Below are 10,904 nucleotides of genomic sequence, written 5' to 3'. Positions count from 1 at the left end.
GACGGTGAGGTTGCCGCTCAGCTGGCGACGGCGGCCTTCGGCGGGTCGGAGAGCAGTGAGCTCAGGCCGGTCAGCAGGCACAGTCGCAGCACGACCGGGCTGAAGGACACGATCTCCATCGTGCCGGCGCAGCTGCGCATCAGGTCCCGGGCGCGGGCCAGCACGCCGAGCGCCGAGGCGTCGACGAACGTCACCTCGCTGGTGTCGAGCAGCGCCCGACGACAGCCGGACCACAGGGCGCGGTCCACCTCGCGGCTGACCTGGTCGGCGGTGAAGATGTCGAGCTCGCCCGAGAGCTCGAGGGTGACGTCCGGGGGAGTGACGGTGGACTGGAGTGAGAACTGCATGTTGCCGGCATTTCCGAAGCCGCGGCGGCGGATTCAACTTGATCGTGAGGCCGGGAACGGAGACGCCTGGGCCGGCGGAACGCGAGTGACTCTCGGCTGCTCTCGACTGTACGCCTCTTTACCTCCGTGCGCTCGTGCCTCATCCCTGGGGGTGAGGGGCCCCGGCGGGACGATCTTGAGTGAATCTTGAACCAAGGGCGTGGTGCGACGGCCCGGCCCCGGCTATTGTTGTCCTCAGAACCGCCGGTGACCCGAGACACCGGCGGTTCTCTTATTTCCGGGAGCGCCAGCGGTCTGGGCCCAGCGAGGTCTGCAGGAGTCCCCGGCCAGCCGGGGATTCCCTCGGTTGGGGGGCGTTGCAACGCCCCCCAACCGCAGGAACGGGCCCCCCAGTGGGGCGGGTGGGGGACAGGTGTCGTGCCGGTCCGGCGGATGCGGAGGCTGCGTCCGCGCTGCCGAGAACTCCTGAGGCCGTAGGGTCCCTGAGACTTGTGGTCCCTGAAGCCCGTCGTCCCCGAAGGAGGAGCCGGTGCTCGACTCGGCGCTGATCGACGTCCGTGTGCTGCCCTGGCGTCCTCGCGCGCGCGTCATGCGGGCCGACACGCTGCGGGACAACGCCGACCCGTTCACGGCGTTCGACGACCTCCAGGGTGTCGTGGTCGGGCTGGTGCTGTGGCTCGTCATCCTCATCGCCGCCCCACTGCTGGTGCTGGTGCTGGCAGTGGGGCTGCTGTCGATCGAGGTGCCTGTCGTCATCGGCCTGGGCCTGCTCCTGCTGCTGATCCGGTTCGCCGGGCTGGTGCCGTGGCAGGTCCTCGTCATCGACGGGCTGACCGGCGAGGAGCGACACGAGAGGCACCGCAGCCTGCTGCGCGCTGCCAGGCGGGTCCGAGCGGTGAACGGCGACCGCCGGGTGCGGGTCCGCTGGGCCTGGTGCTAGCGGCCGCGGGAGAGGGTGGCGGTTCCTCGGCCAGCTTGCAGGCCCCACTCGCAGGCCCCCCGTGCCCAAGGGAGACGAGACCGAGGCCGGCAGCCGCAGCGGCGTCGACGTGAGCTCCTCGAGGAGCGTGACCGCGCTACGGCGACGCAGTGAGGGGCAGGTATGCGGTCCCGGGGACGATCCGCGCGAGCGAGCGGCCGGCGCGCTGACCGAGCGCCCCGCTCCGCGCCGGGTCAGGAGTAGCGGTGGCTCTTGGCTGCATGCCCCTGTTCGCGCGTGCAGGTGCGGCCGCTGATGGCCCGGTGACCGCAGAGCGCGGCCTCCAAGGCCTCGGAGCCGTCCGCGGCCGGTGCGGACGCGACGGGCGTGGACTCGACGCGCGCGGGCCGCTGCCGCTTCGGGGGCGTGGCGACCGGCTTGGCGGCGCGTGCGGTCATCTGCTCGTAGCGAGCCTCGCGCATGGCGCGCAGGTCATCCATCTTGCTCATCGGCGGTTCACCCGCCCGAGCATACGGCCGGCGCCGGGTGCCGCCGCGGACGCACCGCCGTACGACGGGGCCCGGTGACGCGCGACCAATCGAGAGCCGGGAGTGGACTCAGAGCTTCGCAAGCTTCGCGAAGGGGCTCGTGAGGCGCAGCACCTGGTTGCGGAAGTCGACGGTCACGGCGCTGGCCTCGACCCCGACGACGCGACCGACGCCGTGTGCGTCGTGGGAGACCAGCTCACCGAGCTCGAACACTGGGATGACCGGCTCAGGGTCGGCCTTGAAGGGGCTGCTGGCAAGGTGTCGACGCCGTACGGCTGAAGTTGTCATCACCTCCATTATGCGCCCTCGACCACAAGGCTGTGAACCCCGAGCCGATCATCGGCGGGGCCGGCCCGTCAGCGGCAGCCGATCCGGGGCGCAGGGGAGGGGGTCACCAGGCGTCACCGGGTCGGTCCTCGCAGGTCACCCGCGTGGCCAGGTCCGGGACGACGGACGGGTCCACGCGCAGGATCATCAGGCCACCGTGCTCGCCGTCGGGCACCACACCCGCGGCGGTGCGGGTGTACGACGGGCCGCGCCAACGCTCCCAGCCGAGCCGCTCGTAGAAGCCCGTCGCCCGCCCGGTGGAGAGGAGCGCCACCGGCCAACGGGAGCGGATCTCCTCCTGGAGCCTCGTCATCGTTCGCCGGCCGACGCCCTGGCCCTGGCACGCGGGGTCGGTGGCCACGGCCTCGACGTAGCCGACGGTGAGCCAGGGTCGGTCACCGAACCCGATGCGCCGAGGAACGGCGCTGGCGTGCCCGACGATGCGGCCGCCGTCGCGAGCCAGCACGTGCACCCCGCCGTAGGCGTGATCCGCATCGTCGTCGCTGAACCGCTCGCCGAAGGCCCGGTCCCACAGCGCCCGCAGCGCCAGCCGGGTCGCCCTATCGACGTGGCAGCTGTCGACGACGATGATGTCCACGCGCGTCAAACTACGGCGTGAGTCGGGCAGGTGTCGGGACGCCGATGGATACTTCCGGGGTGGCGAGATTCGAGAACCAGGATCTGACCGATGCCGAGTTCCGCGAGTGCGACCTGACCCGCTCCCGGCTGGTCGGTGTGGTCATGCAGGACGCGGTGATCGACGGGCTGGTCAGCAATCTGGTGGTCAACGGGGTGGAGGTGACGGCGTACGTCGAGGCCGAGCTGGACCGGCGGCATCCGGTGCGGCTGCTGATCCGATCGGGCGACCCGGCCGATCTCCGGGAGGCCCATCGGCAGCTGCAGGCCAACTGGGCAAAGACGGTCGAGCGGGTTCGCCGGATGCCTCAGGGCTCGGAGCACCAGCGCATGGATGGTGAGTGGTCGGCGGTGGAGACTCTTCGGCACCTGGTGTTCGTGCATGACTCGTGGTTCCGTCGCTGCTGCCTGGGATCGCCCCAGGCGTTCACCGGGATCGGGTTGGCGTCTGGCTTCGTCCCTGACCAGGAGGAGCAGGGACTCGATCCAGCGGCGGCCCCGGGCCTCGACGAGGTATTGGCTGTGCGCGACGAGCAGGCCGCCGAGCTGGAGCGTTGGTTGGCGACCGTGACAGCAGACGAGCTGTCGGCGACTGCGCCGGTGCCCGCGGGACCAGGCTGGCCGCCGTACGCCCGCGGGAGGTCGGTGCTCGAGTGCCTGCACGTAGTGCTGAATGAGGAGTGGGCGCACCACGGCTTCTGCGTGCGCGACCTCGACCTGCTCGACGCATAGCTGCCACCGATCCGCCCAGTCGCGCAAGACGTTGAGGATCGAGGTCGAGCCGGTCGAGCGCTTCATCGATCCCGGGCCGGTTGGCCACTGGCGATGAGGCGGCGCCACGTCAGGGGAGGTGACCTGTGGCTGTTTCTTGTTCCCCGGATGTTCCCGGGATCGCAGAGCGGCCCCAGAAAGGGCCTCTGAGCTGTCGTTATCTGGTGGGCGATACTGGGTTTGAAGTGTTGAGAAGCGGGTTACCACGACCGCTCCACCGACGTCCAGTTTCACGGTAAACTCCCAGGTCAGAGGGCATTTTGGTCCGGGACATGTCAAGACGCATCAGGACAGACATGGACCGCGCTATTCCTCGTATGTTCCACGAAAGGCGATACTGGGAGGACACAAGATGGCTCGGGCCCACCAGCGGGCACGGCGCAGTTTCGGCCGGGTCGAGCGGCTGCCGTCGGGCAACTACCGGGCCGGCTACACCGGTCCGGACGGCCAGCTCTACCGAGCCTCCACGACCTTCGACGCCAAGGACGACGCCATCGCCTGGCTGTCCGCTCGTCGTGCCGAGATCCAGATGGAGGTCTGGGCGCCGGACGTCGCGAGCCGTGGTGCGAGGCGACGCGAGTCGCCGACCTTCCGGGCCTACGCCGACCTCTGGCTGGAGAACCGCAAGACCAAGGGCCGCGAGCTGCGGCCCACGACCCGTCGGCAGTACCGCATGCTGCTCGACAAGTTCATCCTCCCGACCCTCGGCGATCAACGAATAGACCGGATCAACAACGATGACGTCAACGCCTGGTACGACGATCTCGCGCCCGGTCGGGAGACGATCCGGGCGCAGTCCTACAGCCTTCTCCGGACGATCTTTGCCTGCGCGGCCTCGGAGCGGCCTGCTCCATTCATCCCGTACAACCCTGCGCACATCCGGGGTGCTGGCAGCACCAAGCGCGCGCACCAGGTGCAGCCAGCGACGCTGGCGGAGTTGGAGATGATCGTCGCCGAGCTGCCCGACCGCTACCAGCTGATGGCATTGCTCGCCGCCTGGTGCGCGATGCGCTTCGGCGAGTTGGCCGAGTTGCGCCGCGGCGACATCGACCTTGGGACCAACCGGGTGAAGATCCGCAGGGGAGTGGTGCGCGTCGACGGCGAGTTCATTGTCGGCCCGCCGAAGTCCGATGCGGGCAGTCGTGACGTTGCGATCCCGCCGCATCTGCTGCCGATGGTCAAAGAGCACCTGGCCAAGCACACCGGCCCGGGTAAGGACGCCCTGCTCTTCCCGGCGGCCGCCGACGGCAACCATCACATGGCGCCGTCCACTTTGTACAAGGTCTACTACCCGGCCCGGAAGGCCGCCGGACGCGAGGACCTGCGCTGGCACGATCTCCGCCACACGGGCGCCGTTCTCGCCGCCCAGACCGGCGCGACCCTCGCCGAACTCATGGGCCGGCTCGGCCACTCAACTCCTGGCGCTGCCATGCGCTACCAGCACGCCGCCGCGGACCGGGACGCCGAGATCGCAAAGCGACTCTCTGCGCTTGTCGGTGCACAACGCGAGGATGAACCGCGATGAGCCCAGACCCACGCGATCGCCGAAAGCAAAGACGGCCACGGCCGAAGGTGCCTGCGGTGCGCACCGGGCCGTCGCCAGATGACGAACACCAGATCGTCTTCTTCAGGCGTCACAAGGACGACGACCCGAAGCAGCCGACCCCGGGCCGTGAAGCGCTCGACGGCTATCCGACGACGGTGCGAGCGAAGATGCGCGCCGCGCTCGTCGCTGTCGCCACCGCACCGCCCAAGCGGTTCTCTGGTGGCGGCTACTGGGAGGCGATGAAGGGCGAGATGAGCGCATGGTTCGAGCTGCGCATCGATGGCCCTCGCCGTCATCACTACCGGCTCTTCTGTCTGCTCGACTACGACGCCAAGGGCGAGGGCAAGCCCTTGCTGGTTGTGATCGATGGTCGCGACAAGCCGTTCCGGACGACGCTCTCGGACGCCGACTACGCGGCCGTCCGCAGCCTCGGGGATGAGTTCCGCGGGCGAAACCCACGCTCGCTCGCGTGAGGTCAGGCGGGCACCTTCGGTTTCCGGGTCCGCATCGCGTCGAGGTGTTTGGCCAACTTCTTCGGGTCTGCGACGCGTCCTTCGAGGAGGGGGCCGGTGACTTGTGCTCTCTCGTCCTTGCCCAGCGGCTCGACCGTGATGCGCAGCCCGAGTGCAGCGGCGACTTCGGCGAGCGTGCCGAGCGTTGGATTCATCTTGTCGGACGAGAAGAGCCGTCGGATGGTCGCCGGCTCAGCCTGAATGGCTCGGGCCAGCTCTGCCTTCGACAGCCCCGCCGCCTCTCGGGCGGCATCGAGAGCATTGACGATCGCGTCGATGGTCGCGATGCGCATCGACTCGGCGACGTACTCCCGCAGGAACTCAGGGTCCTCAAGGTCGCGGGCCAAGTCGTCCCAAAAGGCGGTGTGCTTCGTCATTTCCATCAACTCCCGTCGCGCCAGAGCGTATCACATATGTTACGCTTGGGAGACGAGTCGGAGGTAAGAGACGTCAGCCCTGGGTGCTGATTCCATCAGCGTGTCCGGGGCCTTCTTCCTCGCACCGGAGCCCTGGGGACGGCGTTCCCCAGAGTAGCCCTTCGCTGTCGTACATCGCGTCGAACTTCCACGCCACTCCGCCGATCAGGTGCACTCAGCGGCCGGGGCGGTTGGATGGGCGGGCTCAACTGCTGGGGCGGTCCTCGTGCTCGTCTTTCCCGAGCCGCAGATGACGGGCTCGCTCGCTGGGTCGGAGTCGGATGAGCGCACCTGGTGGGCGTTCGCTACCGGCCCCGGTCGCTCGCGGGCGGCGGCGCGTGGGCAGGGTCTTGTGGATGAGCGGCTGCCAGGCACGGCGGATGGGGTCGGGCAGGTCGAGCTCTCTCCAGATGTCGACGAGCAGCGCGCCGTCGATGTGGTCGAGCAGGTCGCGCGGGCTGCCCTCCCGGAGGATCAGCTCGTAGGCGCGGGCCCGGTCGGTGCGGTCACGGAGGTAGTACGGCCGCCGCGGTGCCGGCCAGTGGTGGTCGGGCCCTGGAAGCAGGACCGTGCTGAAGGCGCGTTCGGGATCGAGTCGCCACAGCTGGTTGGCGAGCCAGAACGGGTGAAGACCGTGCTGGCCGGGAACCTCCACGAACTCCAGGTTCGGCACGACCTCGAGCCGGTGACCTGCTGCTTCGATGATCCGCTCGGCGACGGCCAGCGAGGGCGACTTCGTGCCGCGCTCGTATGCCGACAGGGTGGGCTGCGACGTGCCGGCGAGGCGGGCGAGGGCGTCCTGGGTCAGCCCGGCCGCGTGGCGGGCGTACGCGAGCAGGGAGCCCCCGGACACGCTCCGAGGATATCGGATCGGATCTGCTCGGCCAGATCGTTCGTTTTGGCGCCTCACCTGGGCAGATGCGACAGCGGACGGACAGTCGCGGCCAGGTCGTACGGGGTGTCTATGCCAAATCCGGACATGCCTTGCACACCTACCTCTTGACAGGGGTCTGCCCTGGCACGGAAAGGGGTGATCACCATGAGCGTCGCGACGTGTCTCGGCCTCGACGACGTCGACGGTCCGGCGATGGCGGCCGCGGGCGAGGCGTGGCAGCGCTGGTGTCATCAGGAGCCGGAACTGGCGGTCGTTGACGACCTGCTCGACCTACCCGACTGGACGCGTCGCGTTTCGACCGCGACCAAGGACGGTCTGCTTGCCCGTCTGTCCCAGTTGGCTCAGAACGACGCCGAGGCGGCAGTGGTTCTGGCGTGGCTGCTGCTGCCGGGCGTGACGCGCCTGGCCGACAGCCTGCGGGACCTCTCGCCGGACATCGACGCGCTGACGGCCGGCGAGCTCTGGCTGCAGATCCGGACCGTGCCGTCGCAGCGATGCGTGGCCGCGAACATCCTCCGCGCCGTACGACGGTCCCTGCTCGCCGAGCTCGGGCGCACCGAGGCCGCGCAGCGACGTTATCGCACCTGGGCAAGCACCACGCTGTGTGACAACGCCGCGGACCTCGACCTCCTCGCCGGGCTCCCCGAACTCCCCGCGGACGCGGTGTTCGAGTCCAGCCATCTCGTCCAGCACGCCCTGCTGGGCGGGGTGCTGAGCCTGCCGGACGCCTCGCTGTTGCAGCAGCTCGCCGTGGCGGCAGCCGAGCACTCCGCCCCGGCACGGAGGGGGCGTGCTGGGCTCACCTCGCCGGCCGTCGTCGAGTTCGTCACTCGCTACAGCCCCCAGTCGGCGCGTTCGGTACGACGCCGCGCGTCAACGCTCATGGACCGGCTCGGTCGATACGCGAACGAAGAACGACTCGTCGACGACCTGCGACACTTCGTCGCCGCGCACGACCTGCCGCCGATGAGCCTCGACGAAGTCCTCGAGGAGTACCTGTGGCAGCACATCGAGGTCTACGTCAACGCCCGCGACCGGGAGATCGACGAGTCCGCGTGATCGAGCACGTTGTTGTGAGGGGATCTGCCGCCGACGGGCGGATGCCGAGACAGGGTCTGTCACGTGTCAGGCTGGCGCGTATGAACGCAGAGCAGCAGGTGATTGCGGCTGCCGAAGATCGGGCTTCGGCCCTCGCGGCGGGCGATGCCGAGCGACTCGCGGGGCTCCTGCATAAGTGCTTCAGGTGGACGTCACATACGGGGGAGTCCTACAGCCGGTCCGAGTACGTCCGTCGGAACACCAAGGGGCACACGGTCTGGCGTTCGCAGCGGCTGAGTGGCGTCGAAGTCGTCGTTGTCAACGACACCGCCGTTCTCCACGCCGAGGTGACCGATGAGGTGGTGGGAGAGGGCGATGAACTCGAGACCTTCCGGATGCCGATGACGCAGGTCTGGGTCCGCCAGGAAGGCGACTGGATGTGCCTTGCGGGCCACGCGGGACCACGCCGTTCCTGACGTCCCACCATGCCGCTGCCGGGGCGTTCAGGCGCAGGTCGTCGATCCGATCTGGAGTAGCCGATGGACCTCAGGACCGAAAGGCGCAACCGTTCAGCGCCGCATCGGCCTCGGACGGCCGATGCGGCGCTCACATCCCGATGCCCCGCGCCTGGTGTGAAGGCGCCTGGCGGTGGTGGTCGACACCGGGGACCTCGTGGCGTGGCCGCTTGGCCGCGAGCTGCTTGCGGATCCGATACGCCAGCGCCGCGGTCGGGTGCTCGGACGGCAACGGTCGGATATTCGCCCTCATCAGCAAAGGCTCTGGGTCTCGGCCCTGTCGCTTGAGTCGGTCGAGCTCGCGCGCCAGTGTGAGGGTGTGCTCGTCGGCGCGGCCGACGTAGGCAACAACCCGGCGTTCCCACAGGTGGACGGCGTCGTCGTAGCGGCTGTTGACGGTGCGGATGAGGCTGCGGCGGTACGCTGCGGCGCGGTCGTCGTCGGACGCGGGACCGGCGATCGTGCGTTCGTCTGGTGGGATGCCCTGGGCGGCCCGCCAGACCGCGATGTCGGCGCGCAGCTCTGGGGTGAGGACGTCGGCGTAGTCGTCGAGCCAGGGAGGGAGAGTCGCGTCTGTGCGGTCTCGGACCTGAGCCGCGAGGGTGCTCACGAGGCGTGTCCTCGCCGCCAGGTACGGACCCCACCGCGGGTGCTCGGCAACATCTGTCGGGATGTCGGGCAGCCAGGGGAGCGGGCCTGGTGCAACCGGTTCGTCGTCACCGACGAGGACCTTCTGGGTCGCGACCGCGAGGGCGTCGGCGTACCTCGTTGCTGCGTCGTGGAGACGAGTCTCTGGTGTGGCGGCCCGTTCGCGGGTGGAAGTCGCCGAGATGGCAGCGCCGTCGCGGGCGAGCACCCGCTCGAGGGTTTCGGTGGCGGTGAGCTGTGAGGTGATGCCGGGCAGCTCGAAGTCGCGCTCACTGCTGAGGTCGTCGGTGATGACGTGGACGTGGTTCTCGGTGCGGCCGCGGGTCAGCATTGTGTAGAGCAGTTGCCGGGTCTCCTCGCCGGTGATGATGCCGTGCATGACGTCGGCGGTCAGGCCCTGAGCGGTGTGGACGGTGGAGGCGTAGCCGAGCTCGACATGGGCGGCGACGTACTCCGCGGGCAGCGCGGTGGTGAGTCCGGAGTCGCGGTGTCGGACTATCAGGGTGCCGTTCTGGATGCTGGTGACGGTCCAGCGGTTGCCGTTCTTGACCCAGTCGGTGCTGCTCACACCGAGCCGACGGTCGTTGAGTCGGGTCAGTACGGCGTCGCCGACCGACGCGTGGGTGCCATCGCGCAGCCGCACCTCGTCGCCAACGGTGGTGTCCCTGAGCCGGGCGAATCGAGCTCGCTCGTTGAGCTGCCGCACGAGTTCGCGGGTCGGCGCCAGCATCAAGCAGTCGCGGCCCGCGTCCTGCTCACGTTGCCACGCGTCGAAGACCTCGTCGACGACGGTCTGTTCATCGCCGGCGTGGATGCGCTCGTGGTCGAGGTAGTAGCCGAGGGCCGCTCTGTCGCCCTCTCGCAGCGCCATGGATGCCTCGGCCTCGACCGGCTCGACGAACCGGACGACCTCGTCCAGGCGTACGACGCCCTGCGCGCGGGCGATGTCGCGGAGGACACCCCCTGCGCCGATGGCGGCGAGCTGCTGGTCGTCGCCGATCAGCCGGACGGTGGCACCGTGCTCGACCGCGAAGCCGATGACCCGGTCGAGGGTGATGGTGTCCGCCATGCCGGCCTCATCGACGACGAGCAGAGTCCGGGGACCGACAGAAGCGGCCAGGTCGGAATCGTGCTGGGTGTCGAGGTCGTGGACGAGCTTGGCGAGCGTCTCGCACGGCATGCCGGTGGCGTCGCGGAGTGCGGCCGCGGCGGCCGCCGAGGGTGCGAGGCCGAGTACGTCGGCTCCCGCCTCGGTCCACACCCCTGCGAGCACCCGCATCGCGGTCGTCTTCCCGGCCCCCGCTGGTGCGAGAGCGAGCTGCACACGTCGACCGCTGGTGGCCATCGCGCGGACCAGCTGCTCCTGGCCGGCGTTGAGCTCGGTGCCGTCGAGGCGCGCGGCCAGGATGGCCAGCTCGACGTCCTCGATGGACCATGCCGCCGCGTTGGTGCTCGCGGCGGCTGCGACGATGTGAAGCGCCCCGGGTTTCGTGGAGGCTCGTTTAGTTGGAACCGACCTCGATCGGGACCGGGATTGCAGGGTAGTTCTCGTTCTTGACCGATGCCCAGTGGGTGGTCTCGAACTCTGCTGGTGGGACGAGGCCGATCTCGCCGTGCAGGCGTCGGTGGTTGAACCAGTCGACGTATTCGGCGACCGCGATCTCGACGTCGCTCACGTTGTTCCAGCCGCCCTTGGGCCGCATGACCGGGTTGCGGATGCACTCGGCCTTGAAGAGCGAGTTGAGCGCCTCGGCCATCGCGTTGATGCTCCTATAGATCGTCAAGT

14 protein-coding genes are annotated in these 10,904 nt (G+C 69.1%); 6 read left to right on the top strand and 8 right to left on the bottom strand.

Going from position 1 to position 10,904, the window contains the following annotated elements; all coding sequences use genetic code 11:
• Positions 1–17: 17 nt before the first annotated feature.
• A complete protein-coding gene (locus tag BJZ21_RS11165) occupies positions 18–347 on the bottom strand; it encodes an STAS domain-containing protein (protein ID WP_179663812.1) in 330 nt (109 codons plus the stop codon).
• Between the two features lie 529 nt (positions 348–876).
• Here BJZ21_RS11165 and BJZ21_RS11160 point away from each other — a divergent pair.
• Positions 877–1,287 carry a hypothetical protein gene (locus BJZ21_RS11160; protein ID WP_179663811.1) on the top strand — a complete coding sequence of 137 codons (411 nt, stop codon included), beginning with the start codon at positions 877–879 and terminating at the stop codon, positions 1,285–1,287.
• 233 nt (positions 1,288–1,520) lie between these two features.
• On the opposite strand, the gene BJZ21_RS11155 is transcribed toward BJZ21_RS11160, so the two are convergent.
• The 3 genes from BJZ21_RS11155 to BJZ21_RS11145 form a co-directional block, all read right to left on the bottom strand.
• On the bottom strand, positions 1,521–1,775 hold the full coding sequence (locus BJZ21_RS11155) for a hypothetical protein (RefSeq protein WP_179663810.1): 255 nt from the start codon (positions 1,773–1,775) through the stop codon (positions 1,521–1,523).
• Positions 1,776–1,883: 108 nt separating this feature from the next.
• Positions 1,884–2,102, bottom strand: a complete 219-nt coding sequence (locus BJZ21_RS11150) for a hypothetical protein (protein ID WP_179663809.1) — start codon at positions 2,100–2,102, stop codon at positions 1,884–1,886.
• 103 nt (positions 2,103–2,205) lie between these two features.
• Positions 2,206–2,739 carry a GNAT family N-acetyltransferase gene (locus BJZ21_RS11145; RefSeq protein ID WP_179663808.1) on the bottom strand — a complete coding sequence of 178 codons (534 nt, stop codon included), beginning with the start codon at positions 2,737–2,739 and terminating at the stop codon, positions 2,206–2,208.
• A 59-nt stretch (positions 2,740–2,798) separates the two neighbouring features.
• Between BJZ21_RS11145 and BJZ21_RS11140 the strand changes: the two genes are divergently transcribed.
• The 3 genes from BJZ21_RS11140 to BJZ21_RS11130 all read left to right on the top strand — a co-directional run bounded on the left by BJZ21_RS11140 (position 2,799) and on the right by BJZ21_RS11130 (position 5,567).
• Complete coding sequence (locus BJZ21_RS11140) at positions 2,799–3,509, top strand: DinB family protein (protein ID WP_343052102.1); 711 nt, start codon at positions 2,799–2,801, stop codon at positions 3,507–3,509.
• Positions 3,510–3,900: 391 nt separating this feature from the next.
• Entirely contained in the window at positions 3,901–5,073 is a 1,173-nt protein-coding gene (locus BJZ21_RS11135) for a tyrosine-type recombinase/integrase (protein ID WP_179663806.1), read from the top strand.
• Between the two features lie 56 nt (positions 5,074–5,129).
• The gene (locus BJZ21_RS11130; protein ID WP_179663805.1) at positions 5,130–5,567 is read left to right on the top strand and encodes a hypothetical protein; all 438 of its coding nucleotides are present in this window, start codon (positions 5,130–5,132) and stop codon (positions 5,565–5,567) included.
• Positions 5,568–5,569: 2 nt separating this feature from the next.
• Here BJZ21_RS11130 and BJZ21_RS11125 read toward each other — a convergent pair whose 3' ends face one another.
• Both BJZ21_RS11125 and BJZ21_RS11120 read right to left on the bottom strand, forming a co-directional pair.
• Positions 5,570–5,983, bottom strand: coding sequence for a helix-turn-helix domain-containing transcriptional regulator (locus BJZ21_RS11125; RefSeq protein ID WP_179663804.1), 414 nt, complete (start codon positions 5,981–5,983; stop codon positions 5,570–5,572).
• A gap of 244 nt (positions 5,984–6,227) precedes the next feature.
• Entirely contained in the window at positions 6,228–6,875 is a 648-nt protein-coding gene (locus BJZ21_RS11120) for a helix-turn-helix domain-containing protein (RefSeq protein WP_179663803.1), read from the bottom strand.
• 186 nt (positions 6,876–7,061) lie between these two features.
• Between BJZ21_RS11120 and BJZ21_RS11115 the strand changes: the two genes are divergently transcribed.
• On the top strand, positions 7,062–7,976 hold the full coding sequence (locus BJZ21_RS11115; RefSeq protein WP_179663802.1) for a hypothetical protein: 915 nt from the start codon (positions 7,062–7,064) through the stop codon (positions 7,974–7,976).
• The gene (locus BJZ21_RS11110; protein WP_179663801.1) at positions 7,973–8,431 is read left to right on the top strand and encodes a DUF4440 domain-containing protein; all 459 of its coding nucleotides are present in this window, start codon (positions 7,973–7,975) and stop codon (positions 8,429–8,431) included. Before BJZ21_RS11115 ends, BJZ21_RS11110 begins: the two co-directional genes overlap by 4 nt.
• 130 nt (positions 8,432–8,561) lie before the next feature.
• On the opposite strand, the gene BJZ21_RS11105 is transcribed toward BJZ21_RS11110, so the two are convergent.
• Both BJZ21_RS11105 and BJZ21_RS11100 read right to left on the bottom strand, forming a co-directional pair.
• On the bottom strand, positions 8,562–10,523 hold the full coding sequence (locus tag BJZ21_RS11105) for an AAA family ATPase (RefSeq protein ID WP_281380952.1): 1,962 nt from the start codon (positions 10,521–10,523) through the stop codon (positions 8,562–8,564).
• Positions 10,524–10,620: 97 nt separating this feature from the next.
• Positions 10,621–10,902: an integrase core domain-containing protein gene (locus BJZ21_RS11100; RefSeq protein WP_218851442.1), complete on the bottom strand. Its 282-nt coding sequence runs from the start codon at positions 10,900–10,902 to the stop codon at positions 10,621–10,623.
• Positions 10,903–10,904 lie beyond the last annotated feature (2 nt).

It is taken from the genome of Nocardioides panaciterrulae, from assembly GCF_013409645.1.
Taxonomy (GTDB): domain Bacteria; phylum Actinomycetota; class Actinomycetes; order Propionibacteriales; family Nocardioidaceae; genus Nocardioides; species Nocardioides panaciterrulae.
The sequence above is the reverse complement of the archived record's forward strand: the minus strand, read 5'-3'. Positions and strand labels throughout refer to the sequence as shown.